The sequence below is a fragment of the Streptomyces echinatus genome (assembly GCF_014203595.1).
GTDB classification, from domain to species: domain Bacteria; phylum Actinomycetota; class Actinomycetes; order Streptomycetales; family Streptomycetaceae; genus Streptomyces; species Streptomyces echinatus.
In genome coordinates this window covers 1-25,424 of sequence record NZ_JACHJK010000018.1, presented here as the reverse complement: position 1 = coordinate 25,424, position 25,424 = coordinate 1, and the positions used below count along the sequence as shown (strand labels likewise).

Below are 25,424 nucleotides of genomic sequence, written 5' to 3'. Positions count from 1 at the left end.
CGGTGCCTCATGGCGCGGTGTCCTCGACGAGGACCCGCGCCATCGTGCGTTCGGCCAGGGCCGTGATGGTGACGAACGGGTTCACCCCGATGTTGCCGGGCACGAGCGAGCCGTCGGTGACGTAGAGGCGCCGGTAGCCCTTCACCCGGCCGTAGTCGTCGGTCGCCTTCCCGAGGACGCACCCGCCGAGGGGGTGGTAGGTGAAGTCGTCGGCGAAGACCTTGCTCTTGGAGCCGAACAGGTCGTAGCGGTAGATGGTCGCGTTGGCCAGGTTGATCCGGTCGAACAGCTTCTTGGCCATGCGCACCGACACCGCGCTCTGTGCGGCGGTCCAGCCGAGCTTCACCCCGCCGGAGGCGGAGTCGTAGGTGAAGGAGGCCCGCTCGGGGTTCTTGGTGATCGCCAGGTAGAGACTGATCCAGTGCTCGAACCCCATGGGCAGCGGGGCGATCTCGGCGAAGACCGGGTTGTCGGTGTTGGCCCAGTCGTCGATGCCCATCACCGGCATGGTGGACTCGTTGGCGCCGACGGTGTCCCAGACGTGGTTGGCGCGGCCGAGCATGGTGTTGCCGTTGGTGCCCCAGCCCGCGCCCACGGCGGCGTCCAGGTCCGGCAGGGTCCCGGTGTCCCGGGCCCGGACGAGGAGTTCGGTGGTGCCGATACTGCCGCCGCCGAGGAAGAGGTAGGTGCAGCTGTACTCCTTGGTCTCGACGACCGCGCCGGTGGTGTCGATCCGGTCGGCGGTCAGGACGTACGACCCGTCGCTCGCCCGGCTGACCGACTTCACCCTCTCCAGGGTGTGGACGGTGACGTTGCCGGTGCCGATGGCGGCGGCCAGGTAGGTCTGGTCGAGGCTGCGTTTGCCCTGGTTGTTGCCGTAGATGACCTCGCCCGCGAGCGCGGACCTCGGGGCCGTGCCGGCGGCCTCGCGCTGCATGTGGCCGAAGTCGTAGACGTTCGGCACGAAGGTGGTCCTCAGGCCCGCGTTGCCGGCGGCCTTCCGCGAGGTGCGGGTGAACCGGTACCACTCGGTGGACTCGAACCACGCCGGGTCGATCGTGTTGACGCCCAGCATGGCGCGGGCGCGCGGGTAGTAGGTGCCGTACATCTCCTCGGCGTCCACGGTCGGGAACTGCTCGGTGAAGTACGACCTGAGGGGTGTGACGGCCATGCCGCCGTTGACGAGGGAGCCGCCGCCGACGCCACGGCCGACGTAGACGGACATGTTGTCGTAGTGCACGCGGTCGAGGACGCCCGGGTAGGGGCTGATGTCCTTGTTGACCAGGTCCAGCCAGAGGAAGGTGGCCAGCGGGGCCTCGGTGCGGGTGCGGAACCACATGGCGCGCTGGTCGGGGGCGGTGGTGGAGCAGAACACCTTGCCGTCGGTGCCGGCGGTGTTCCACAGCCGGCCCATCTCCAGGACGAGGGTGCGGATGCCGGCCTGGCCGAGGCGGAGGGCGGCGACCGCGCCGCCGTAGCCGGAACCGACCACGATCGCCGGGGAGTTGTCGGTGGGGGCGGGTTCGGCGGCCCGGGCGGACTGGAGGCCGATGCGGGTGAGGCCGAGGGAGGCCGCGGTCTGGAGCGCGGCCATTCCGAGTATGTGACGTCGCGTCAGCTGACGTTGCATCAGTTTTGCTGCCATGCGCGCAGCATGTGCGGATTTTCCGGTTCCGCCTAGGGTCCCCGTCAGGTTTCAGAGCAACGCGTCGAGCTTCTCCGCCAGCAGGTCCCAGCGCCACTTCTCCTCGACCCACCGGCGGCCCCGCTCGCCCATCCGGCGGCGCAGCCCGGCATCGCCGAGGAGGACGGTGATCCGCTCGGCGGTCTGCTCCACCGAGCCGCCCCGGACCACCCAGCCGGTCTCGCCCTCCAGGACCGCGTCCGGGGCCCCGCCCGAGTCGCCCGCGACGACCGGCAGACCGGTGGCGGACGCCTCCAGGTAGACGATGCCGAGGCCCTCCACGTCCAGGCCGCCGCGGCGGGTGCGGCAGGGCATGGCGAAGACGTCCCCGGCGCCGTAGTGCGCGGGCAGCTCCGACCAGGGCACGGCACCGGTGAAGCGGACCGAGCCGGCGACCCCCGTCTCGCGGGCGAGGCGGCGCAGGTCCCGCTCGTAGGGGCCGCCGCCGACGATCAGCAGCACGGCGTCCGGTTCGGCGGCGAGGACGCGGGGCATGGCCCGGATCAGGGTGTCCTGGCCCTTGCGCGGCACCAGCCGGGAGACGCAGACCACGACCGGCCGGTCGGTGAGCCCGAGCCGCGCGCGGATCTCGTCACCGCCGGAGCCGGGGTGGAAGGTCTTCTCGTCGACCCCGGGCGGCAGCCGCACCATGCGGCCGGCCGCCTGTGGCGTCAGGGCCTCGGCGATCCGGGAGCGGGTGTACTCGCCCAGATAGGTGATCGTGTCCGTGGACTCGCCGATCCGGCGCAGCAGCTGCCGGGCGGCGGGCAGCTGGGCCCAGCCGGCCTCGTGCCCGTGGGTGGTGGCCACCAGCCGCGTCGCCCCGGCCCGCCGCAGCGCGGGCGCCATCAGGCCGAGCGGGGCCGCCGCGCCGAACCACACCGAGGTGCAGCCGTGCTCGCGGAGCAGCCCGGCCGCCCGCCGGGTGGCCCCCGGGGTGGGCAGCAGCATGGTCGTACGGTCGCGCACGACGGTGAAGGGCTGCTCGGCGTCGAAGGCGGCGGTGGCCTCGGCGCCCTCCCGGCCGCGCTTCCAGGTGGAGGCGTAGACGACCAGCCGGCCGGGTTCCAGGCGGAGGGCCATGTTGTGCAGGAAGGCCTGGATGCCGCCCGGCCGGGGCGGGAAGTCGTTGGTGACGATCAGGGTCTTGTGCATCGCCGCCGACCCTACCGAATGGCCCCCGCCCGGCCGGGCGCGGCCGAGTCCCTGGCTCCCGCACAGGGTCCCGGGACATCATGGTCGCTCGAAGCGTATTCGAACGACATGGAAATCGGACGGCAGGGGATCACGTGGACACGAAGGGCACCGGGCGGTCGTCGGCATGGCTGCTCGCGACCTGGGGCGTCACCCGCGTGATGCTGCTGCTGTTCGTGTTCCGGGTGTACGCCTTCCCGGGCCCGGACGTCACCTCGGACGTGTCGGTGATCTACCGCGGCTGGTACGAGGTGCTACGGCAAGGAACGTTTCCGCTGGACGACGTGACCTGGCAGTACCCGCCCGCCGCCGCGCTCGCGGTCCTCTCCCCCGCCGCCCTGCCCTTCCTGTCCTACGCGCACGCCTTCTTCGTGCTGGCCTGCCTGGCCGACGCCGTCGTGCTGGCCCTGCTGCGGTACGCCGGCCGCGGCCCGGGACGGTCGCCGCGCGGGGCCTGGGTGTGGGTGGCGGGCGTGCCGCTGCTCGGGCCGACCGTGTACGCCCGCTACGACGTGATGGTGACCGCGGTGGCCGTGGCGGCGCTGCTGGCCGGGGTCCGGCACCCGCGGGTGATGGGTGCGCTGACCGCGCTCGGGGCGCTGGTGAAGGTGTGGCCGGCGCTGCTGCTGGTCGGTGCCGTGCGCCGGCGGGCCTGGGCGTCGGCGGTGGTGACCGCGGCGGGCGTCGCGCTGCTGTTCACGGTGTCCATGCCGGGTGCCTTCGCGTTCCTGACCTTCCAGCGGGACCGGGGCACCGAGGTGGAGTCGCTGGGCGCCCTGGTCTTCCACGTGGGCCGGCACTTCGGCTGGGACGGCGCGGTGCTGCTGAACTACGGCTCGATCGAGTTCCTGGGCCCGCGGGTGGACCAGGTCAGCACGGCCGCGCTGGCGCTGACCGGGGTCGCGTTCGGCTGGCTGCTGCTGTGGCGGCTGCGCGCGACCCGTCTGGACCCGCACGTCCTCGCCGACGCGGCGCTGACGGCGGTGCTGCTGTTCACGGTGACCAGCCGGGTGATCAGCCCCCAGTACCTGGTGTGGCTGGTCGGCCTGGCGGCCGTGTGCCTGTCGCACCGGGCGAGCCGCATGGGCCCGCCCGCGGTGCTGGTCCTGCTCGCGTCCTTCGTGACGGTCCTGGAGTTCCCGCTCGGCTTCTCGCACGTGGTGCTGAGCGACTGGTACGGCATCACGCTGCTGGTGCTGCGCAACGGCCTGCTGGTCGCGGCCTCGGTCACGGCGGCCCGCCGGCTGTGGCGGGCGACCGTCCCGCAGGGCGCGGCCGCCCCCTTCCCGCCTCAGGCGGCCCGGGCCGAGGAGACCCCGGTCTCCTCCTGACGCCCGGTCCGGCGGGGCAGCAGCACCACGGCCGCCGCGCACTGGACGGCCATCGCGAGCGTCAGCGCCAGGCAGACGCCGGGCAGGCCGAGGCCGGCGAGGACGTACGCCAGCGGCAGCTGGACGGCGGTGCCGAGCAGGGTGACCCGGAGCAGCGCGGGCGCTGCGCCGCCGCCCTCGAAGACGCCGCCGAGCGCGATGAAGCAGGCCATCAGCAGCAGGCAGGGGCCGATGCAGCGCAGGAACAGCACGCCCTGGCGGGCGACCTCGGGGCCGGCGCCGAAGGCGGCCGTGATCCAGGGGGCGGCCACGGCGAACAGCAGGGCGGACAGCAGGCCCAGCGCGCCGGAGAGGAGCACCGCCTGGCGGCCGATGTCCCGGCGCGCGTCCCGTCCCGTGCCGCGGGTGTGCGCGGTGTGGATGGCCGCGGCCTGGCGCACCGAGTAGAAGGCCATGGTGGCGACGTACAGCACCTTGTAGGCGATCGAGTACCCGGCCACCGCCGTCACCCCGAGCCGGGCCACGATCGCCACCAGGACCAGGGCGGAGCCCTGCCGCACGGTGAAGTCGGCGGACATGGGCAGCCCGGTGGCGAGGGTGCGGCGCAGGGCGGCGCGGACGCCTTCGGCGGGGCGGGTCCCGGCCGCCGCGCGCAGGGGGGCGCAGCGGCCGAGGGCGCGCAGTCCGACGGCCAGGGCCACGCCGCGGCACAGCACGGTGGAGGCGGCGGCGCCCGGGACGCCGTAGCGGTGGATCAGGAGCGGGTCGCAGAGCAGGATCAGCCCGCCTGCCAGCAGGGCGAGCCGCATCGGGGTGCGGGTGTCGCCGGCGCCCTTGAGGATGCCGTCGACGAGCTGCTGGGCGAAGAAGACGGCCATGCCGGGCAGGGAGATCGCGAAGTAGGCCGCGGCCAGGTCCCGGGCCGTGCCCTCGGCGCCGCCGAGCACCAGGGCGGCCAGCGGCTCGCGCAGCAGGAATCCGGCCACCGCGACCACGGGGGTGACCAGCGCGCACAGCGCCCGGCCCCCGTGCACGGCGGACCGCAGGGCCGCCGGGTCGCGGGCCCCGCGGGCGTGCGCCACCAGCACCGTCGTGCCCGAGGCGAAGACCAGCGCGACGCCGAGCAGCACGTTCTCGGTGTTGGTCGCGACGGCGACGGCGGCCACGGCGGCGCCGCCGCAGCGGGAGACCCAGACGGTGTTGATGATCCCGGACGCGACCGAGGCGAGGAGCGAGAGATAGACGGGGCGGGCGAGCGAGACGAGCTGTGCGCGGTGGGCGTTCACGAGGTCCCCCTTGTCGAGCTACCTCGAATCGAGGTAGCTCGATAAGAGCTAGCATGAGACCCTCGCCCGCTGCAAGGAGGAGTCCGCGTGCTGGAGTTGTCGATCCTGGGCTTCCTCGCCGAGGAACCGCTGCACGGCTACGAGCTGAAGGAGCGGATCAAGGCGCTGAGCGGACACGTCCGCCCCGTCAGTGACGGCGCGCTGTACCCGGCCATCAACCGGCTCGTCGCCGCCGGCCTGCTCGACCAGCACACCGAGGACGGCGCGAGCGCCGCCCCGCGCCGGGTGCTGTCCCTGACCGGGAAGGGCCGGGCCGAACTGCTGGCGCGGCTGCGCTCCCCCAAGCAGGCGGAGATCACCGACCAGGTCCGCTTCAACACGGTCCTGGCCTTCCTGCGCCACCTGGACGACCCCGCGGAGCAGGCCGCCGTGCTGCGCCGCCGGCTGGACTTCCTGGAGACTCCGGCGAGCTTCTTCTACCGGGCGGGCGAGCCGGTGCGCGCGGAGCGGGCCGGGGACCTCTTCCGGGAGGGCATGCTCCGGGTCGCGCGGGCCACCGGGCAGGCCGAACGGGAATGGCTGCGGGAGGCCGTCGACACGCTCAGCCGAGCTGCGTCGTGACGTAGTCCCGCCAGCGCCCGGTGAACTCCTCCGGGGTCGTCCCCAGCACCTTCCTCAGTGCCGCCTCCACCGCGCCGGCCCGCTTCCCGTGGGCGCCGACGGCCCGGTAGAAGGCGCCGAGCCGGTCCGGGCCCCACTGGTCGGCGATCATCCGGCAGGCCAGCCAGCCGCTCTCGTAGGCCTGCGCCAGCTTCGTGGGATCGCTGGTGAAGCCGAAGTCCGCGTCGGCGGGGAGCGCCTCGGGCGGCTCGCCGTCGCGCACGGCCCGGCCGAGTTCCGGGGCGGCCTCCCGCGCGGTCCGGCCGGTGCCGAGGTAGCCGATCCAGTCGGCGTAGCCCTCGGAGAGCCACAGCGGGGTGGCGGCGGTGGTGTCCGGCCGCGTGGCGACATGGGTGGTCTCGTGGGTGAGGACGACCTGCTTGCCGACGTCGCCGAGCACGGCGTACGCCTCCGGGTTGACCACCACCCGGTCCGCGGGCGCCCGGCCCGAGCCGCCCGCCTCTCCCGTGGTGACGGCCGCGATGCCCCGGTACTCGGCGGCGGGCGAGCCGAGCAGGGCCGCCATCCCCGCCAGGGTCCGCGGGACGAGGACGACGACCCGGCGGCTCCAGTCCGTGCCCCACACCCCGGAGACGGCCGGGACCGCGCGGTCGGCGAGCCGGGCGAACTCCTTCAGTCCGGCGCCGGATCCGCCGGTGCCGAGCACCAGACTGCGCGCGCCCCGGGCCGCGGTCACCGTGCCCTGGTCCCACAGCTGCTGCCCGGCCTTCCGCGCGGGCCGGTCGGCGGTGACGTACCAGCCGCCGTCGGCGGTGCGGCCGAGGGTGAGGGTGCGGCGGGCGTCGACGGGGGCCCGGTCGTAGCCGGCGACGCGGTAGCGCAGGTGGGCGTCGGCGGTGGCGCCGGAGGCGGTGCGGTGCAGCGCGGTGACCCGGTAGCTCCAGGAGGCCAGCGGGAGGGCGCGCAGCCGGGTGTACTCGATGCGGGTGCCCGTGGCGCCGTAGGCCGTCTCGTCGTGGCCGAGCAGGGCCGCCGAGCGCCGGTCCAGCACGTGCTGCACCTCGGAGCGGGCCGGGTCGCCGGCCGTCCCGGCGCCACAGCCTGCCAGGGGCAGCAGCAGACCGAGCCCCACGGCCCCGATGCTCCACGCCCGTCTGCGACCAGCCACTTCCCGATCGTACGGCGAGCGGCGCGGTCAGGGCCGGGTGACCGAGGAGACCGGCATCATCCCGACCGGGTCGTAGCGCACCGGGGCGCCGGGGTAGGGGGCGTGGATGACCTGGCCGTGACCGGCGTACATGGCCACATGGCTGGCGTCGGAGCGGTACACGACCAGGTCACCGGGGCGGGCCTGGGAGAGCGGGACCTGCCGGCCGGCGAACCGCTGCTCCTGCGAGGTGCGCGGCAGATGGACCCCGGCGTGCCCGTACGCCCACTGCATCAGGCCCGAACAGTCGAAGCCGGAGGGACCGTCGGCGCCCCACACATAGGGCCGGCCCAGGGCGGAGCGGGCGGCGGCCAGGGCCGCGGCGGCGCGGCCGTCGGGGACGTCGGCACCGGACGGGGCGGGCAGGTCCGCGCGGCTGCCGCGGGAGGCCCGGTCGTAGGCGGCGCGTTCGGTCGCGGGCAGGGCGTTGATCAGCTGCCGGGCCCGGGCGAGCTTGCGCTCCACGGTCCGTTTGTGGGCGGCCACGGCCTTGCGGCTCTTCTCCAGCTCGGCGAGCTTCCCGGCCGCCTCCGCGCGCTCCTGGGCGAGTTCCCGCAACTCGGACCGCAACTCCCTGAGCCGGCCCGCCTGGCGGGCGCCGATGCGGTCGAGCGTGGCCGCCTTGTCCAGGTAGTCGTCGGGGTCGGCGGAGAAGAGCAGGGCGACCGCCGGGTCGATGCCGCCGGCGCGGTACTGGGCGCCGGCCAGCGAACCGAGCTGCTCGCGCAGGTCGTTGACGCGCTGCTGCTGCCGGGCGATGTGGTCCTGGGCGGCGCGGACCTCCCGGCGCAGTTCGCCGGCGCGCTCGTCGGCCTTGTCGTAGGCCTGGGTCGCCTTCTCGGCCTCCACGTACAGGCGGTCCACCTCGGTGCGGGTGTCGGCGCCGGGTGCCGCCTGCGCCGGTACGGCGCCGAGCGCGGCCGCCGCGGCGGACAGCACGCACAGGGCAGCGGCGGCGCCCCGGTCGAATCCGGACGGTGCAAGGCGGCGATGGGACCCCACGGCAGTCCTTCTGCTGGCGGACACAGACCGTTCCCCGGCGCCGGGGACGGGGAGGCCCCGGCGTCGGGGAAACGCGGCAGACAGTAGCCGTGCGGACGGGCGCGGACCAAAGACCTCGGAGTCAACACACGCTGACGCCCCGCCGCTGACGCAGGTCACCGGCGGGGCGTGGAGTCAGTTTCGGTTCCGGCGATTCGCCCGTTCGGGCGCCATCGTGTCCGGGTGCCAGGGGCGTGTCAGACCCGGACGCCGAACTGGAACGGCATGTTGTTGATGGACTCGTAGCGGACCACGGCACCGGTGTGCGGGGCGTGCAGCACCTGGCCGTTGCCGGCGTACAGACCCACGTGGTGCAGGTCGCCGTAGAAGAAGACCAGGTCGCCGACCTGCAGCTGGCTGGACGAGCCGATCCGGGTGCCGATGCCGGCCTGCGCCTCCGAGGTGCGCGGGATGGAGACCCCGGCCTGGGCGTAGGCCCAGGAGGTCAGGCCCGAGCAGTCGAAGGAGGACGGGCCGGAGGCGCCGTAGACGTAGGGCGTGCCGATCTTGCTCTGGGCGGCGGAGAACGCGGCCGCGGCGCGGCCCGAGGCGGGCGGGGTGTCGCCGAGGTCCACCCGGTCGGTGGAGGAGCGGTTGGCGCGCTGCTGCTCCTGGGCGAGCTGCTCCTTCTCCTTGGCGGTCAGGGTGTTCAGGATCTTCTGCGCCTCGGCGAGCTTGCCCTGGACTTCCTTCTTCTTGTTGCCCAGTTCGGTGCGGGTGGCCGAGAGGTCCTTGAGCTTCTCGGTGGCCTCTGCCCGCTCCTGGGCGAGTTCGCGCTGTTTGTCCTGAATCTTCTTCAGCGCGTCGACCTGCTGACTGCTCAACTGGTCCAGCGTGGACGCCTTGTCGAGGAAGTCGTCCGGGTCGGAGGACAGGAACAGCTGGACCGAGGAATCTATGCCGCCCGAGCGGTACTGGGCGGTGGCCAGCGAACCCAGGCCGTCGCGCAGCTTGTTGAGCTCCTCCTGGCCGCGGGCGACGTTGTCCTGGATCGTGGAGATTTCCTTCTGCAGCTTCTGCTGCTTCTCCTTGGCGCCGTTGTACTTCTCGGTCGCCTGCTCCGCCTGCTCGTAGAGCTTGTCCACCTTCGCCTTGACCTCGCTCTTGCTGAGCTTCTCGCTCGGCGCGGCGTTGGCGGCATTGGCGCTGAGCGCGACGGCAGCTGCGGCAGCGGTGGTGAGCACGGTCACGCGCGTGCGGCTCGGCTGCTTGGGTCGACGGTGGGACGCCACGGAGGACGAACTCCTTCTTGTGAGTGATCACCCGTTCGGAGGTTCGAGCCCAGACCCTAGTGACCTAGCTGTGATCAGTTCAAATCCTCACAGCGAAAAATCCCGTCACGCAATGCATTCTTTGCACACAACTCACATGCAGTGATGCCCGCCTGACGCTACGTTGCGTGACGATCCGACCAATTCGGGCATTACCTATGCCCGTTGGACCTTCAGGACAGTCGCTTCAGAAGCACCGCAGAGGCCACGGGTCGGGCACCCGCCTTGGCGACGCCGTCGGCGACCTCCCGGTCGGTGGACGCGACGATGACCGGACGCCCCGGCGGCTCCGCGCGCACCAGTTGGCGGATCAGCTCGTCGGCCGTGACGCCCGGCTTGGAGAACAGCACCCGCACCCCGCGCGGCGGCGCGAGCAGCACCGGCGCGGCCAGTTCGGCGCCGTCGAAGACACACGTCACCTCGGCCCCGGTCTGCGCGGCGAGCGCCGAGAGCTGCCCCAGCAGCCGCAGCCGCTGCTTCTCCAGCGGCATCTGCGGATAACCGGTCTTGGTCACGTTGTAGCCGTCGACGACCAGATGTGCCTGCGGCAGCGCCAGAAGCTGGTCGAGGATGGCCGGATCGTTCTCCGACAGGGCGCGCGCCGCGATGTCCTTCGGGGTCATTCGTCCCGGTTCGACCGCGTCCACGGTCTCGGCCGGCCGCACCGACACCGGCGGCAGGGCGAGTTCGCGCCGGAGCCCCTGGGTCGCGTCCAGCAGGGTGTCGAGCAGCAGCCGCACCCGCATGTCCTCCACGCTGCGGCCCTCCCGGGCCGCCCGGCGGGTGGCCTCCAGCGCGGCCTCGGCCTCGCCCAGGCGGGCCTTGAGCCGCCGGGACTCGCTCTCCGCCGCCGACACCTGCGCCTGCGTCTCGGCGCGCACGGCGTCGGCCTCCCCCTGCGCCTTGCGCAGCGCGGCCTCGCCGCGCTTCACGTCACTGAGCGCCGAACGCAGCTTGCGGTGAAGCGATTCCGCTTCCCGCTTCGCCGACTCCAGCTCCCCCCGCAGCCGTTCGGTCTCGGCGCGGGTGTGGTCACGGGCCTGCGCCAGCTCCTCGCGCAGCCGCTCCAGCTCGGCCCGGCTCTCCTCGTCGGCCCGCTCGGCGTCCGCGCGCTGGGCCTCCTCGCCGGCCGCGGTCACCAGCTTCACCCAGCCCGCCGGGCGCAGCACATAGGCCGCGGCCGCCACATCGAGCGGGTCCGCGGCCGGGGGCGGGGAGCCGGAGTCCAGGGCACCGGCGAGTTCCTGCTGCGCCTCTCTGAACTTCTCCCCGATCCGCTGCCGGAACAGCGCATCGGTCTCCAGGGCCGCCGCCATCGCGTTCCCGGCGAACTTCGCCCGGCGATTGGGGGCGAACCGGGCGTACTGCCTCAGCTGTGCGGGCAGTTCCGTCACGGTCAGCCCGCCGAAGCCGTCCGAGACGATCTGGACGACCCGTCGGCGCACGCCGTCGGGCAGCGGACGGTCAAGCACCTCAGCGGTGCCGTCGCCCGGCCCCCCGCCTGCGGTCTCCACCATCCGTCACACCCCAATACCGGAAAAGAGCCTCTCCGGGGGCCGCTCCGCTCAGGAGTCGGCGCCCGGCCTGTCCACGAGTTCCACCTGGTCCACCGCGTTGCACCAGCGGCACCGCACCGACTCGATGGTCTCACTGACCACCTCGCGCTCCTCCACCGTCGGTTCCCCGGCAAGATCGAGGTGCATGTACTCGACGACCTTCGACGAGCGGGTCACGTCGAACCGGGTCAGATTGCCGCACAGGGTGCAGCGCCAGCGTGTCGTGGCCGTCGGCAGAGGAACCGTCATGGTGACTGTTCGCTTCCTTCTCGTGTCCGTCCGCGTCGCTACCCGACGCGTGTGGGTCGTAACCCTACGGCCTGGCGGGGACTCGCCGCCCGTCCGTCCACGGCGGCGAGGCGGTCTGTCAGCTTGCGTCCCGTTACGTCATGCTCTGTAGTCATGATCAGCACCTGGAGCACGGCGGCCGGCAGGACACTCAGGACGGTCCGGGGCACCCCGGCGCCCGTGACGTACGGCCTCATCGCCCTGTGCTGCCTGCTGTTCGCCCTCGGCCCGGCCTCCGGGCTGGTCCCCGGATACGGCTCCGGGGACGCCCTGCTCGCCGCGCAGCGGGCGTACTTCCGGCACTGGGGCGTGGTCCCGGCCCAGCTCTTCGACGGACCGGCCGCAGCGGCGCTCACCCCGGCCACCGCGCTGTTCGTGCACGGCAGCTGGGTACATCTGCTCGGCAACATGCTCTTCCTCTTCGTCTTCGGGGTGATGACCGAGGAACGGATGGGCCGGGTGGAGTTCACCCTGTTCTACGTCGGCTGCGGCTGTCTCGCCCTGCTGGGCTACGCGGCGGCCAACGCCGCCTCCGAGCAGTCGCTGGTCGGTGCCTCCGGGGCCATCTCGGCGGTCCTCGGAGCGTTCCTCTACCTGTTCCCCCGCGCGCGCGTGACCAGTCTCCTGCCGTTCCTGTTCTTCCTGCCGCTGCGCTTCCCCGCCTGGGTCGTGCTGCCGTTCTGGGCGGCCCTGCAGTGGCTGGCGGCGGGGCGCGCCTCCGACGGCCCCGGGGTGGCGTACCTGGCGCACCTGGTGGGCTTCGGGCTGGGCTTCGGCTACGCGTGGACGCGCTACGGCAGGAGGAAGGGCCGCGAGGGCGGCCTCGGAGGGAAGGCCGGGGGAGACGGGAGGGCTAGAGTGAAAGCCGCCCCAGCTCCGGTCACCGAGGGAGAGAAACAGCCGTGATCACCGCGATCGTTCTGATCAAGACCAGCGTGGACCGGATCCCCGAGATCGCGGAGCAGATCGCCGCACTGGACAGCGTCAGCGAGGTCTTCTCGGTCACCGGCACCTACGACCTCATCGCCATGGTCCGGGTCCGGGAGCACGAGGACCTCGCCGAGGTCATCCCGGGCCGCATCAGCAAGATCCCCGGCGTCGAGGGCACCGACACGCACGTGGCCTTCCGCACCTACTCCCAGCACGACCTGGAGGCCGCGTTCGCGATCGGCCTCGACAACTAGGGCCGCGCAAGCACGCCGGGCCGGGTGGCGCACGCCGGGCCGGCCCGGTCCGGACGGCAGGCCTCAGCCGCTCAGCTCCACCGCCGCGATGCCGGTTCCCGAGGGCACGTAGAGGCGGCCGCCCCGCACGACCGGGAGGTGCTGGTCGTCGCCGGGATCCTGGCCCAGGCTCTCGCTCCAGCGCTTGCGGCCGTTCAGGTCCAGGGCCCAGACCCGGTCGGCGGCACGGACGTACACGGTGCCGCCGGCCACCACCGCACGGGCGTCGCCCGCGAGGCCGTACTCCCAGGCCCGGGAGCCGTCGGCCGCCCGGACGGCGAACACGGTGCCCGAATCCGTGCCGACGGCCAGCGCGCGGCCGCCCCCGGTCAAGACCGCGGAAGCGGCCTCACGGCGCCACAGCCGCCGGCCGTCCGCCACCCGGAAGCCCTGGAGCAGGGCGGGGGCGTCCGCGAACAGGGTGGTGCCCGCGAGGGCGACGGCGGTGACGTCGGTGCCCGCGGGCACCTGCCACTTGCGCGAGCCGTCCCGCGCGTCCAGCGCCAGCAGGGTGTCGCCGTAGCTGCCCGTGCAGACCACGTCGCCCGAGACGAGGGGCGTGCCGGTGGGGCCGGCCGGGGTCTTGGCGGTCCACACCTCGGCGCCGTCGGGACCGTACCGGCGCAGCCCGCCGGCGTCCGTGCCGCCGACGGTGACGAGCACGTCCGAGCCGAGCGGCACCGGGACGGCGTACGACAGGCCGCCGAGGGTGCGGGTCCACAGCGGGCTGCCGGACGGGCTCACCGCGGTCAGCCGGCGCTCGTCGTCGGCGTGCAGGCCCACCACGCAGTAGACCGCGTCCCGGGTGACCACGGGGCTGGAGACGTCGTCGCCGAGCCGGACCTTCCAGCGCCTGGAGCCGTCCCGGGAGATCGCGTGCAGCACGCCGCCCGAGGTGCCGGCGTAGACCACGGAACCGTCCGGGGAGAGCGCGCAGCAGGGGCCGTCCAGGCCGCCCACGCCCCCGAGGTCGTACTGCCAGCGCAGCACGGCGGACCGGGCGGAGGCCCGGCTCTCCGTCGTGGCCGGGCCGGAGCCGTCGGGCGACCGGTAGGTGCCGGTCATGTCCTCGGTGCCGGTCCCCCGCCGCCACAGCCAGCCGCCGGCGCCCACGCCCGCCACCGCGACGGTCCCGCCGGCGAGGGCCGTCAGCAGACGGCGGCGGCCGGGGGCGACGGGGCCGGACCGACGGACGGAACCCGTGGCATCGGCGGGGCCGGCACGGTCGAGGGGACCCGTGGGATCGGCGGGACCGACACGGTGGAAGGGGCCCGTGGGACCGGCCGGGCCGGGGCGGTCGAGGGAGCCGGGACCGGCGGGGCCGGGGCGGTCCACGGAGCCGGTGCGGTCGACGGGGTCCGTGGGGGCGGCGGAGGTGTCCGTGGGGGCGGCGGGGGCGGGTACCGGGGCGGGCGCCAGGTACTCCACGCCGCTGGGGCGGTCGTCGGGGGCCGGGCGCGGCCGCGCCGCCGGGCCGTACCAGCCCGGGCGGATGCCGGCGCGCAGGGTGTCCGGGGCGAAACCGGCGCTCGCCACCACCTCCGCCGGCTCCGGGCGCCGCAGCGGGTCCTCGCGCAGACAGGCCGTCACCAGCGGCCGCACCCCCTCCGGCACGCCGGACAGGTCGAAGTCGCGGGTGAGGATGCGCAGCAGGACCACCGAGTCCTGGCCCTCGCCGAACGGCTCCCGGCCCGCCGCCGCGTAGGCGAGGACCGCGCCGAGGGAGAAGACGTCGCTCGGCGGGCCGACCTGGCCGCCGTTGCGGATCTGCTCCGGCGAGACGTAACCCACCGAGCCGACGACCGCGCCGGTGCGGGTCAGCGAGGTGGCCTCCAGGGCCCGGACGATCCCGAAGTCGATGACCCGTGGCCCGTCCGGGCCCAGCAGGATGTTCGACGGCTTCAGGTCACGGTGGACCAGGCCCTTGGCGTGGATGGCGGCCAGCGCCTCGCCCAGCGCGGCGGCGAGGATCCGCACCGCGGGCTCGGGCAGCGCGCCGTGGTCCAGCACGGCGTCCCGCAGATTCGGGCCGGGCACGAACTCCGTCGCCATCCAGGGACGTTCGGCCTCGGTGTCGGCGTCCACGACCCGCGCGGCGTAGGTGCCCGCGCCGCCGACTGTCTGCGCGGCGCGGACCTCGTGGCGGAAGCGGGCGCGGAAGGTGCGGTCCTCGGCGTGCTCGGTCCGCACCACCTTCACGGCGAGCCGCAGTCCGGTGCGGGACCGGGCGAGGTAGACCTCGCCCATGCCGCCCGCGCCCAGCCGGTGCGTGACGTCGTACGGGCCGATGAGGCGCGGGTCGGTTGCGCGCAACGGCTGCACTCCGGGATCCCCCTGTCCGATGTGGTGTCAGAGGGAGGTTATATGCGCCCCGTAGCCCGCCCGCGCGGCGGATCCGCCCGGCGGCACGGCCCCGTGTCCCTGAGGGGCGCCGCTCACACCACCGGGACGCAGCGGCCCTCCTCCGTGCGGTACTCCCACCGGGCGCCGTCCCGGACCAGTTCCGCGACGGCGGTCACGAACCGCTCGACGTGCTCGTCCGGGGTGCCCGCGCCGAAGCTCACGCGGATGGCATTGAGGGACTTCTCCCCCGGCGCCGCCTCGGGGGCGCCGCACTCGCCCTGGGCCTGCGGGCCGGTGCCGAGCAGGGTGCGGACCAGCGGGTGGGCGCAGAACAGGCCGTCGCGGACGCCGATGCCGTACTCGGCGGAGAGCGCGGCGGCGAAGTGGGAGCTGTTCCAGCCCTCCACGACGAAGGAGATGACGCCGACCCTCGGGGCGTCGTCGCCGAAGAGGGACAGGACGCGCACCTCCGGGACCGCGGCGAGGCCCGCGCGCACCTTGGCGATCAGATACTCCTCGCGGGCGATCAGGGCGTCCCAGCCGGCCTCGGTGAGCGCCTTGCAGGCCGACGCGATGGAGTAGGCGCCGATGACGTTCGGGGAGCCGGCCTCGTGGCGGGCGGCGCTCTCGTGCCACTCCACGTCCACCCCGCCGTCCTGCCGCCGGGTGACCTTGCGGCTGGCGCCGCCGCCCGCGAGGTACGGCTCGGCCGCCCGGAGCCAGTCGGCGCGGCCCGCGAGGACACCGGAGCCGAAGGGGGCGTACAGCTTGTGGCCGGAGAAGGCGACCCAGTCGACGTCCAGACCGGTGATGTCGACCGGGTGGTGCGGGGCCAGCTGGGCGGCGTCCAGGACGATCCGGGCGCCGTGCGCGTGCGCGGCGGCGGCCAGTTCCCGCACCGGCCACAGCTCGCCGGTGACGTTGGAGGCGCCGGTGACGCAGACCAGTGCCGGGCCGTGGGGGTCACGGTCGGCGAGGGCCCGCTCCAGGGTCTCCACGGCCTGCCGGGGGCTGCGCGGGGCGTCGAGGCAGGTGACGTCCGCGTCCTGCCAGGGCAGCAGGGAGGCGTGGTGCTCGGTCTCGAAGACGAAGACCCGGCAGCCGGCCGGGAGCGCGCGGGCGAGCAGGTTGAGGGAGTCGGTGGTGGAGCGGGTGAACACGACCTGGTCGTCCGGGCGGCAGCCGAGGAACCCGGCGACCGCCTCGCGGGCGTTCTCGAACAGGTCGGTGGAGAGCTGGGAGAGGTAGCCGGCACCGCGGTGGACGCTGCCGTAGTACGGGGCGTACGCGGCGACGTCGTCCCAGACGCGCTGGAGGGCGGGGGCGCTGGCCGCGTAGTCGAGGGCCGCGTAGGTGACCTCGCCGCCCGTCACGAGCGGGACGGTGACGTCCCGGCCCAGAACGGGCAGCGCCTCCGGGACGGCACGGCAGACGGTCCGGTCGGCGGCAGCGGTGGTGGCAGACATGGCGAACTCCTGTGAGAGGCACAGCGGATCACCGTGCGAGCGGGTACGGCTCGAGCACGGGAAAAGGTGAAAGGGGTACGCGGAGGCGGGGCTCTACGCCCTATCGCATTCGCTTGCTCACAGAAGGCTCCCTCGACGACCAGGACCCCTGGTGTGTGAGGGGTCCGCGCTTGCCGTAGACCTCGCTGCCTACGACCTGGTCTTCACCCGGGGCACCCCGCCACGGACGGAGGGTTGCCGGACAGTCGGCCGGGGCCTCATGACTGTCACTCATGACCTGTACAGGAACGTACGTGAACTGATCGCCGTCCCGCAACCCGTGTCCGGATCGCGGGACGACCACCGGTCACTCACGTCACGCGTTGCTGGCCGCCACCCAGCGCTCCAGCGTCCGCTTCGCCGCCCCCGAGTCGATCGACTCCGCGGCCTTCGCCATGCCCGCGCGGAGCTGCTCGGCCAGCGGCGCGTCCGCCGGCTCCAGCGCCACCAGCGCCGCCGCCGAGTTCAGCAGCACGGCGTCCCGTACGGCCCCCTGCTCGCCGTCGAGCAGCCGGCGGGCCACCTCGGCGTTGTAGGACGCGTCGGCGCCGCGCAGGGCCTCCACGGGGACCAGGGCGATACCGGCGTCCCGCGGGTCGAAGACCTCCTCCGCGACCTTGCCGTCACGGACCACCCACACCCGGGAGGTGGCGGTGACGGTCAGCTCGTCCAGGCCGTCGTCGCCCCGGAAGACCAGGGCGGAGTTGCCGCGCTCGGCGAGGACCCCGGCCACGATCGGCGCCATGCGCGGGTCGGCCACGCCGACGGCCTGCGACCGCACCTGAGCGGGGTTGGTCAGCGGACCGAGCACGTTGAAGGTGGTGCGGATGCCCAACTGCGAGCGGGCCGGGGCGACATGGCGCAGGGACGGGTGGAACCGCACCGCGAAGCAGATGGTGATGCCGGCTTCCTCGGCGACCTCGGCGACCCGCCGCGGGGTCAGGTTCAGGTTGATCCCGAGCTTCTCCAGCACGTCGGAGGAGCCGGAGGCGGAGGACGCGGCGCGGTTGCCGTGCTTGACGACCTTCGCGCCCGTGCCCGCGACGACGATCGAGGACATGGTGGAGATGTTCACGGTCTTGGCGCCGTCGCCGCCGGTGCCGACGATGTCGACGGCCGGGCCGGGCACCTCGATGACGTTCGCGTGGGCGTACATGGTCCGCACGAGGCCGGTGATCTCCTCGACCGTCTCGCCCTTGGCCCGCAGCGCCACCATGAACGCGGCGATCTGGGCGTCGGTCGCCTCCCCGCGCATGATCAGGTCCATCGCCCAGGCGGTGTCGTCCGCGGTGAGGTTCCGGCCGTCCAGCAGGCCGTTCAGCAGGGCGGGCCAGGAGCGGCCCGCCGCGGTGTCGCCTCCAGCGGGGTTCACAGCGCTCATCAGCCGCTCCTCGTAGACAGTCCCGAAACGTCGTACACCACCCTATCCAGCCCGGGGCATGACGAAGGGCCCCGTCCGGGGTACGGACGGGGCCCTTCGGCGTGGCGTGGCGACGCGGGGATCAGTGGTGGCCGTGGCCGCTCGTGATCTCCTTGAACTCCTCGACGGTCGGCTTCGGGATCTGGCTGTCCTCGCCGTAGTAGGCGTCGGACAGCTTGGCCCGCAGCTTCTCCGAGGCCGGCACCTTGCGCTCGACACCGTTCTCGTCGACGGTCGGGCCGATCTCGGCCGGCTCGTACTGGTGGTGAGACGTGAGGGTGTGCAGCTGCTCCTGGCTGAGCGGCTCGTGCACCTCGATGAACTCACCGTGCGGCAGGCGCTTGATGATGCCGGTCTCGCGACCGTGCAGCACCTTGTCGCGGTCGCGGCGCTGCAGACCCAGGCAGATCCGCTTGGTCACGATGTACGCGATGACCGGTCCGGCGAAGAAGAAGATCCGGACGAACCAGGTGACGGCGTTGATCGACAGGTGGAAGTGCGTGGCCCACAGGTCGTTGCCGCCGCCGACCAGGGTGATCATGTAGATCGTCACCCAGGCGACACCGAACGCGGTACGGGTCGGGGCGTTGCGCGGGCGGTCCAGGATGTGGTGCTCGCGCTTGTCGCCGGTGACCCAGGACTCGATGAACGGGTAGACCGCGATCACCGCGAGGACGCCCGGGAAGAGCACCAGCGGGATGAACACGCCCAGGACGAGCGTGTGACCCCAGAGGTTGATCTCCCAGCCCGGCATGAAGCGGATCAGACCCTCGGCGAAGCCCATGTACCAGTCGGGCTGGGCGCCGGTGGACACCTGGTCCGGACGGTAGGGGCCCATGGCCCAGATCGGGTTGATCTGGGCGACCGCCGCGATGGCCGCGATGACACCGAAGACCAGGAAGAAGAAGCCTCCGGCCTTCGCCATGTACACCGGCAGCAGCGGCATGCCGACGACGTTCTTCTCGGACTTTCCGGGACCCGCGAACTGCGTGTGCTTGTGGTAGAAGACCAGGATCAGGTGCGCCACCATCAGGCCGAGCATGATGCCCGGCAGCAGCAGGATGTGGATCGAGTAGAACCGGGCGACGAAGTCGTGGCCGGGGAACTCGCCGCCGAACAGGAAGAACGACAGGTACGTGCCGACGATCGGCACGGACAGGATCGCGCCCTCCATGAAGCGGACACCGGTGCCGGAGAGCAGGTCGTCCGGGAGCGAGTAACCGGTGAAGCCGGTGAACATGCCGAGGACGAACAGCAGGAAGCCGAACAGCCAGTTGATCTCACGCGGCTTGCGGAACGCGCCGGTGAAGAACACGCGCATCATGTGCACGAACATGCCCGCGAGGAAGATCAGGGCGGCCCAGTGGTGGATCTGCCGGACGAGCAGACCACCGCGCACGTCGAAGGAGATGTGCAGGGTCGAGCTGAACGCCTCCGACATCAGCTGTCCCTGGAGCGGGACGTAGGAGCCGTGGTACTCCACCTCGTTCATCGACGGGTGGAAGAACAGCGTCAGATAGACACCCGTCAGGATGATGATGATGAAGCTGTAGAGGCAGACCTCACCCAACATGAACGACCAGTGGTCGGGGAAGATCTTGCGCATGTTGGCCTTGGCCAGGGAGTAGATCCCGAGCCGGCCGTCGGCCCAGTCGGCGATCCGCTCGCCGGCCGGGGCCTTCCCGCGAGAGCGGGCCTCTTCGGTGGGTGCAGTACTCATCCGCGCTCCCAGAATGCAGGACCGACGGGCTCCTCGAAGTCGCCGAGCGCCTGGAGGTAACCCTCACTGTCCACACCGATGCGCAGCTGCGGCAGGGCGTGGCCGGCGGGGCCGAAGATCACTCGGGCACCGTCGGAGAGGTCGAAGGTGGACTGGTGGCACGGGCACAGCACGTGATGCGTCTGCTGCTCGTACAGCGAGATCGGGCAGCCGACGTGGGTGCAGATCTTCGAGAAGGCGACGATGCCCTGGTGCGACCAGTCGAGCTCGCGCTTGTCCTTGATGTTGCCCGGCTGCAGCCGGACGATCATCAGCGCGGCCTTGGCAATCTCCGTCTGGAAGTCCTCGTCGTGCTCCTCCAGGCCGTCCGGCATGGCGAAGGTCAGCGAGCCCACCGCGACGTCCTCGGGACGCAGCGGCTCGTTCGTGTTCATGTTGACCAGGCGCTTGCCCTTGGTCCACATGGTGTGGCGCAGCTTGGAACCCGGCGCCGGGCCGAGACCGCCGAGCAGCATGACACCGGAGAGCGGCACCAGGGCCAGCGCGCCGAACATGGTGTTGCGGATCAGCTTGCGGCGGCCGAGCGCCGACTCCTTGGCGCCCTCGCGGAAGTCCGCGTGGACCTTCGCCCGGACCTCGGGAGAGGCCTCGATCGGGTGACGGTCGTCGGCGACCTCCACATCGGACATCAGGGTGCGGGCCCAGTGGACCGCGCCCGCGCCGATGCAGAACAGCGCCACACCGAGGGTGAGACCCAGCGCGAAGTTCATCGCGCTGAGGTGCCCGATCGGGAAGACGAAGATCGACTTGTCGTTCGGGATCACCAGGTACGAGACGATGAAGGCGATGGTCGCCAGCATCGACACCGTGAACAGCAGGGCGACCATGCGCTCGGACCGCCTGGCGGCCCGCTCGTCGACGTCCTGGATCCGGTGCTCGTGCGGCGGCAGTCCCGGGTCGGCGAACGGGTTCTCCTCGTCCGCGATCCCTACCGCGCCGTGTGCGTGGTCCTGCTCAGCGGGCAGGTTCTCTTCTGGAATGTCTTGGCTACTCATGACTTCTTGGCCTTTGCGGTCCGAGCGGCGACCCAGACGGCGACCGCGATCAGCACGCCGAGGCCGAAGATCCAGGCGAACAGACCCTCACTGACCGGCCCGAGGCCGCCCAGCTCCAGACCGCCGGGGTTCTCCGTCTTGCTGCCGTCGACCGCGTTCAGGTACGCGATGATGTCCTTCTTGTTCTTCTCCGACATCGTGGTGTCGGGGAAGGACGGCATGTTCTGCGGGCCCGTCTGCATGGCCTCGTAGATGTGCTTCGGGTCGACACCCTCAAGGCTCGGCGCGTACTTGCCCTTGGTCAGGGCGCCGCCCTTGCCGGTGAAGTTGTGGCACTGCGCGCAGTTGGTGCGGAACAGCTCGCCACCCGCGGCGATGTCTGCGCCTTCGGGACCGTACTGCTGCTTGGTGGGCACACTCGGGCCGGCGCCCAGCGACGCGACGTACGCGGCGAGCTGGTCGATCTGGGCCTGCGTGTAGATGGTCTTCTTGCTCGGGACCTGGGCGCCCTGCGAGGTGGCGGCGGGCATACGGCCGGTGCCGACCTGGAAGTCGACAGCGGCGGCACCCACGCCGACGAGGCTCGGACCGTCGGAGGAGCCCTGGCCACCGGTGCCGTGGCAGCTGGCGCAGCCGACAGCGTAGAGCTTCTTGCCCTCCTTGATGGTCAGGGACTGGGAGGTCTCATCGGCCTGCGCCTTGCCCGCGGGCGCGAACGCGGCGTACAGCCCCCCAGTGGCCGCCAGCGCGAGGAGTAGGACGACGACCGCCGCCAGCGGATGGCGTCGTCGTGCGGAGAGCTTTTTCACGGATTACCCCGGTGTCAGGATCTTCTGCGTCGGTGCTTCTGGATGTGCGGGAGCGGTCCCGGCTACTTGATCAGGTAGATCGTGGCGAAGAGGCCGATCCAGACGACATCGACGAAGTGCCAGTAGTAGGACACGACGATGGCGGCGGTCGCCTGCTCGTGAGTGAACCTCTTGGCCATGTAGGTACGGCCGAGGACCAGCAGGAAGGCGATGAGGCCGCCCGTCACGTGCAGGCCGTGGAAGCCGGTGGTCAGGTAGAACACCGAGCCGTACGGGTCGGAGGACAGCGAGATGCCGTCCTTCTTCACCAGCTCCGTGTACTCGTAGATCTGACCGCCGATGAAGATCGCACCCATGATGAAGGTGAGGATGAACCAGCCACGGAGCTTCTTCACATCGCCGCGCTCGGCAGCGAACACGCCGAGCTGGCAGGTGAGGGAGGAGAGCACCAGGATCGTGGTGTTCGTGGCGGAGAAGGGCACATTCAGTGCCTCCGCCATCTCCTTCCAGTGGGCCGGTCCGGTCACCGACCGGAGGGTGAAGTACATCGCGAAGAGGGCCGCGAAGAACATCAGCTCGGAACTCAGCCAGATGATGGTTCCGACGCTGGTGAGGTTCGGCCGGTTGACCGACGGGTGCGCGTGCCCGGTTTCTACTGTCGTTGCTGTCGCCACGACCGACATTATGTCGGTCGCTTATCCCGCCCTCACTCCGGGGGGTGCCGTTCGGAGTGTTGCCGCCCGCCGAACCGGTGCTGACGTGGTGTTCATGGGAGTAACATCCGCCCAAACGGCCCTGTCCGTCCCGTCCGTACGACGCCGACGTCCCGGAGGAACAATGCAGCCGACCGCCACGGTGCTGGTCTACAGCGACGACTCCAACACCCGCGAGCAAGTACGGCTGGCCACCGGACGCCGGCCGGCCGCGGACGTGCCCCTGGTGGAGTTCGTGGAGTGCGCGACTCCCGAGGCGGTGCTGCGGGAGCTGGGCGAGGGGGGCATCGACGTCTGCGTGCTGGACGGCGAGGCCGTGCCGATGGGAGGCATGGGGGTGTGCCGGCAGATCAAGGACGAGGTGTTCAACTGCCCGCCCGTGCTGCTGCTGATGGGGCGCCCGCAGGACGCCTGGCTGGCCACGTGGAGCCGCGCCGACGCCGCTGTGACGCTGCCGGTGGACCCGGTGGAGTTCGCCTCCGCCCTGGCCTCTCTGCTGCGGCGCAAGAGGCTGCTGAGCGCCTAGCGGGGAAGGGCGCGCGGGTCCTGCGCGGCCGCCGGTCCTTCGCGGCCCGCCGCGCAGTTCCCCGCGCCCCTTCACGCGCGTCACACGGCCGTCGGCTGGAGGCGCACCGCGTCCCCGGGAGCCTGGCCGTCCGGGGTGCCGTTCGACAGTGAGCTGCCCTTGCGCCACTTCGCCCAGTCGACGTTCCAGTCGCCGAAGCCGTTGCCGAACGGCTCCATGGCGGCGCCGTTGGAGTTGACGACCTTGACGACGTCGCCCGCCCGGATGTTGTCGAAGAACCACTCGGCGTTGGACGTGCTCATACCGGTGCAGCCGTGGCTGACGTTCTCGTACCCCTGGGACCCGACGGACCAGGGGGCGGCGTGGACGTACTCGCCGGACCAGGTCACCCGGGTGGCGTAGTAGACCGGCAGGTCGTAGGAGTCCGAGCTGCCCTCGGCGATGCCGACGGTGGCGCCGCGCATCCGTACGAAGTACTGCTTCTCCAGTACGACCTTGACACCGTTGCGGGTCTCGAATCCGGACTTGCCGGTGGTGACCGGGATCTGCTCGACCTGCTGGCCGTTCTTGTAGTAGGTGAGCTGGTGCGCGGCGGCGTCCGTGACCACCTCGATCCGGTCACCGATGGTGAGCTTCAGCGCCTTGGACTTCCCGCCCCACAGCCGGTCGCTGATCCTGACGCCGTCCAGGTTGCTGTGCACCTGGACGGTCGCGTGGGCGGGCCAGTAGTCCTTGGGGCGGTAGTGGAGTTCCTTGGCGCTCACCCAGTACCAGGAGCCCTGCACGGCCGGCACGGAGTCCACCCTCAGGGCACGCTCCACGACGGCGCGCTGCGCCTTGTCCTTGATCTCCTGGTCGAGTTGGGCCGTGACGGGCTGTCCGACGCCGTAGGTGCCCGTGCCCGGTCCGAACGTGACGCCCAGGCGCTTCTTGCTGGTGGGTCTGCTGGTGTCGAACGTGAGGACCTTGCGGCCGGGCGCGCCGTCCTCGTCCTCGGTGCTCACCGTGAGCGTGTAGTGGGCGTTGGCGGCCAGCGGGGAGGTGCTGTGCCAGCGACTGCCGTCGGCGGCCAGTTCGCCCGTCACGTAGCGCCCTGTGGAGTCCCGGGCGGTGACGTCCGTGATGCGGCCCTCACCGCTGTTCGCGGTGACCTCCAGGGGCTTGTCCGGATCGGCCCGTTTCCCCGGTTCGGTGGGGCCGTTGAAGGAGATCAGGTCCGCTGCGTCGTACGGCCTGGCCGACAGGGGGTTGCCGTCCGAACCGCAAGCGGTGACGCCCGCACCGAGGGCGGTCACCAGCAGGGTGCAGCTGACGACGGTGCGGGTCCGCGCAGTGTGGTTCATATGATCACGCTATGAGATGAAGAGCTCACTGGCGCGGTGAGTGACTCGTACGAGGGAACGGCGTTCCGGCAACGGAGGGACCCGCTCCGGGCCGCCGGGAAAAGCCGGGAGCCCGGACCCTCCGTCAGGAAGGTCCGGGCTCCCGGTGCGTTCGGCGCGCGCCCTACTGGGTGCGGTTCTCGCCGTGGTAGTACTCGAACACCCAGCCGAACAGGCCGACCACGATGAACGGCGCGGAGAAGTAGATCAGCCACCAGCCGATCGCGATGCTGAGGAAGGCGATCGCGCCGCCGAAGCCCAGCATGAGCGGCTGCCAGCTGTGCGGGCTGAAGAAGCCCAGCTCGCCCGCGTCGTCCGCGACGTCGGCCTCCTTGTCGTCCTGGGCGCCCGCGTCGACCCGCCGGGCGGTGAAGCCCAGGTAGAAGCCGATCATGACGCTCAGGCCGAAGGCCAGGAAGAGCGCGGTGGTACCGGCAGGCTCCTTCGACCACACGCCATACACGATGGCCATGATCAGGATGAAGACGCTCAGCCAGATGAACATCCGACCCTGGATCTTCACTTGCCGGCCTCCTTGCTGCCCGCGACGGCGGTGCCGTGACCGGCGTGCTCGAGCTGCTCGAGCGCGGCGATCTCAGGGTGGTGCAGGTCGAACGCCGGGGATTCGCTGCGGATCCGCGGCAGGGTGAGGAAGTTGTGCCGGGGCGGCGGGCAGGAGGTCGCCCACTCCAGCGAGCGGCCGTAGCCCCACGGGTCGTCGACGCCGACCGGCTTGCCGTACTTGGCCGTCTTCCACACGTTGTAGAGGAACGGCAGGATCGACAGGCCGAGCAGGAAGGAGCTGATCGTCGAGATCGTGTTCAGGGCGGTGAAGCCGTCGGCCGCCAGGTAGTCGGCGTACCGGCGGGGCATGCCCTCGGCGCCCAGCCAGTGCTGGACCAGGAAGGTGCCGTGGAAGCCGACGAACAGCGTCCAGAAGGTGATCTTGCCGAGGCGCTCGTCGAGCATCTTGCCCGTCATCTTCGGCCACCAGAAGTGGAAGCCGGAGAACATCGCGAAGACGACCGTACCGAAGACCACGTAGTGGAAGTGGGCCACCACGAAGTACGAGTCGGAGACGTGGAAGTCCATCGGCGGCGAGGCCAGGATGACACCGGTCAGACCACCGAACGTGAAGGTGATCAGGAAGCCGACCGCCCAGAGCATCGGTGTCTCGAAGGACAGCGAGCCCTTCCACATCGTGCCGATCCAGTTGAAGAACTTCACGCCGGTCGGTACGGCGATCAGG

The 25,424-nt window shown here is 71.8% G+C and carries 23 protein-coding genes and 1 riboswitch; of the genes, 5 read left to right on the top strand and 18 right to left on the bottom strand.

The genetic code is table 11. The features are described from left to right. Positions 1–7 precede the first annotated feature (7 nt). Positions 8–1,630, bottom strand: a complete 1,623-nt coding sequence (locus FHS34_RS35655; protein WP_446697041.1) for a GMC oxidoreductase — start codon at positions 1,628–1,630, stop codon at positions 8–10. A 66-nt stretch (positions 1,631–1,696) separates the two neighbouring features. Beyond that, positions 1,697–2,839 carry a glycosyltransferase family 4 protein gene (locus FHS34_RS35650; RefSeq protein WP_184973357.1) on the bottom strand — a complete coding sequence of 381 codons (1,143 nt, stop codon included), beginning with the start codon at positions 2,837–2,839 and terminating at the stop codon, positions 1,697–1,699. Between the two features lie 134 nt (positions 2,840–2,973). Between FHS34_RS35650 and FHS34_RS35645 the strand changes: the two genes are divergently transcribed. After that, positions 2,974–4,209 (top strand): glycosyltransferase 87 family protein, encoded by a 1,236-nt coding sequence (locus tag FHS34_RS35645; RefSeq protein WP_184973356.1) that lies wholly within the window; start codon positions 2,974–2,976, stop codon positions 4,207–4,209. Here FHS34_RS35645 and FHS34_RS35640 read toward each other — a convergent pair. Then, positions 4,170–5,495, bottom strand: a complete 1,326-nt coding sequence (locus tag FHS34_RS35640; RefSeq protein WP_184973354.1) for an MATE family efflux transporter — start codon at positions 5,493–5,495, stop codon at positions 4,170–4,172. The genes FHS34_RS35645 and FHS34_RS35640 overlap by 40 nt on opposite strands. Positions 5,496–5,582: 87 nt before the next feature. On the opposite strand from FHS34_RS35640, the gene FHS34_RS35635 reads away from it, so the two are divergent. After that, positions 5,583–6,116 (top strand): PadR family transcriptional regulator, encoded by a 534-nt coding sequence (locus FHS34_RS35635; RefSeq protein ID WP_184973352.1) that lies wholly within the window; start codon positions 5,583–5,585, stop codon positions 6,114–6,116. Here the strand turns inward: FHS34_RS35635 and FHS34_RS35630 are convergent. The 5 genes from FHS34_RS35630 to FHS34_RS35610 form a co-directional block, all read right to left on the bottom strand. Next, complete coding sequence (locus tag FHS34_RS35630; protein ID WP_225817738.1) at positions 6,097–7,284, bottom strand: hypothetical protein; 1,188 nt, start codon at positions 7,282–7,284, stop codon at positions 6,097–6,099. The two genes, FHS34_RS35635 and FHS34_RS35630, sit on opposite strands and share 20 nt — an antisense overlap. A gap of 27 nt (positions 7,285–7,311) precedes the next feature. Beyond that, positions 7,312–8,325, bottom strand: a complete 1,014-nt coding sequence (locus tag FHS34_RS35625) for a C40 family peptidase (protein ID WP_184973350.1) — start codon at positions 8,323–8,325, stop codon at positions 7,312–7,314. Between the two features lie 236 nt (positions 8,326–8,561). Continuing rightward, positions 8,562–9,596, bottom strand: coding sequence for a C40 family peptidase (locus FHS34_RS35620; protein WP_184973348.1), 1,035 nt, complete (start codon positions 9,594–9,596; stop codon positions 8,562–8,564). A 212-nt stretch (positions 9,597–9,808) separates the two neighbouring features. Continuing rightward, positions 9,809–11,152, bottom strand: coding sequence for an NYN domain-containing protein (locus FHS34_RS35615; protein ID WP_184973346.1), 1,344 nt, complete (start codon positions 11,150–11,152; stop codon positions 9,809–9,811). Between the two features lie 48 nt (positions 11,153–11,200). Beyond that, a complete protein-coding gene (locus FHS34_RS35610) occupies positions 11,201–11,440 on the bottom strand; it encodes a hypothetical protein (protein ID WP_184973344.1) in 240 nt (79 codons plus the stop codon). Positions 11,441–11,593: 153 nt separating this feature from the next. Between FHS34_RS35610 and FHS34_RS35605 the strand changes: the two genes are divergently transcribed. Next, positions 11,594–12,385, top strand: a complete 792-nt coding sequence (locus FHS34_RS35605; RefSeq protein WP_184973342.1) for a rhomboid family intramembrane serine protease — start codon at positions 11,594–11,596, stop codon at positions 12,383–12,385. Next, the gene (locus tag FHS34_RS35600; RefSeq protein ID WP_019522004.1) at positions 12,382–12,663 is read left to right on the top strand and encodes an Lrp/AsnC family transcriptional regulator; all 282 of its coding nucleotides are present in this window, start codon (positions 12,382–12,384) and stop codon (positions 12,661–12,663) included. Before FHS34_RS35605 ends, FHS34_RS35600 begins: the two co-directional genes overlap by 4 nt. Positions 12,664–12,726: 63 nt before the next feature. Here the strand turns inward: FHS34_RS35600 and FHS34_RS35595 are convergent, their stop codons facing one another. From FHS34_RS35595 to ctaE, 7 genes are all read right to left on the bottom strand, one after another. Beyond that, the gene (locus FHS34_RS35595; RefSeq protein ID WP_184973340.1) at positions 12,727–15,024 is read right to left on the bottom strand and encodes a serine/threonine-protein kinase; all 2,298 of its coding nucleotides are present in this window, start codon (positions 15,022–15,024) and stop codon (positions 12,727–12,729) included. A gap of 113 nt (positions 15,025–15,137) precedes the next feature. After that, entirely contained in the window at positions 15,138–16,511 is a 1,374-nt protein-coding gene (locus FHS34_RS35590) for an aminotransferase class V-fold PLP-dependent enzyme (protein WP_184973337.1), read from the bottom strand. A gap of 161 nt (positions 16,512–16,672) precedes the next feature. Then, positions 16,673–16,789, bottom strand: a riboswitch (SAM riboswitch). 77 nt (positions 16,790–16,866) lie between these two features. After that, positions 16,867–17,931: an anthranilate phosphoribosyltransferase gene (gene trpD / locus FHS34_RS35585; RefSeq protein ID WP_184973335.1), complete on the bottom strand. Its 1,065-nt coding sequence runs from the start codon at positions 17,929–17,931 to the stop codon at positions 16,867–16,869. A gap of 121 nt (positions 17,932–18,052) precedes the next feature. Continuing rightward, on the bottom strand, positions 18,053–19,690 hold the full coding sequence (gene qcrB / locus FHS34_RS35580; protein WP_184973333.1) for a cytochrome bc1 complex cytochrome b subunit: 1,638 nt from the start codon (positions 19,688–19,690) through the stop codon (positions 18,053–18,055). Further along, positions 19,687–20,745 carry a cytochrome bc1 complex Rieske iron-sulfur subunit gene (gene qcrA / locus FHS34_RS35575; RefSeq protein WP_184973331.1) on the bottom strand — a complete coding sequence of 353 codons (1,059 nt, stop codon included), beginning with the start codon at positions 20,743–20,745 and terminating at the stop codon, positions 19,687–19,689. The genes qcrB and qcrA overlap by 4 nt, the downstream gene beginning before the upstream one ends. After that, complete coding sequence (gene qcrC, locus FHS34_RS35570) at positions 20,742–21,554, bottom strand: cytochrome bc1 complex diheme cytochrome c subunit (RefSeq protein ID WP_184973329.1); 813 nt, start codon at positions 21,552–21,554, stop codon at positions 20,742–20,744. The genes qcrA and qcrC overlap by 4 nt, the downstream gene beginning before the upstream one ends. Before the next feature lie 62 nt (positions 21,555–21,616). Beyond that, positions 21,617–22,237 carry an aa3-type cytochrome oxidase subunit III gene (ctaE, locus tag FHS34_RS35565; protein WP_014672235.1) on the bottom strand — a complete coding sequence of 207 codons (621 nt, stop codon included), beginning with the start codon at positions 22,235–22,237 and terminating at the stop codon, positions 21,617–21,619. 154 nt (positions 22,238–22,391) lie between these two features. On the opposite strand from ctaE, the gene FHS34_RS35560 reads away from it, so the two are divergent. Beyond that, positions 22,392–22,793 (top strand): response regulator, encoded by a 402-nt coding sequence (locus FHS34_RS35560; protein WP_184973327.1) that lies wholly within the window; start codon positions 22,392–22,394, stop codon positions 22,791–22,793. 80 nt (positions 22,794–22,873) lie between these two features. Here FHS34_RS35560 and FHS34_RS35555 read toward each other — a convergent pair whose 3' ends face one another. From FHS34_RS35555 to FHS34_RS35545, 3 genes are all read right to left on the bottom strand, one after another. After that, positions 22,874–24,136: a L,D-transpeptidase gene (locus FHS34_RS35555; RefSeq protein ID WP_184973325.1), complete on the bottom strand. Its 1,263-nt coding sequence runs from the start codon at positions 24,134–24,136 to the stop codon at positions 22,874–22,876. A gap of 163 nt (positions 24,137–24,299) precedes the next feature. Continuing rightward, the gene (locus FHS34_RS35550; RefSeq protein WP_184973324.1) at positions 24,300–24,698 is read right to left on the bottom strand and encodes a cytochrome c oxidase subunit 4; all 399 of its coding nucleotides are present in this window, start codon (positions 24,696–24,698) and stop codon (positions 24,300–24,302) included. After that, a partial coding sequence (locus FHS34_RS35545) for a cytochrome c oxidase subunit I (protein WP_184973322.1) occupies positions 24,695–25,424 on the bottom strand: 730 nt, incomplete at its 5' end. The genes FHS34_RS35550 and FHS34_RS35545, both read right to left, overlap by 4 nt.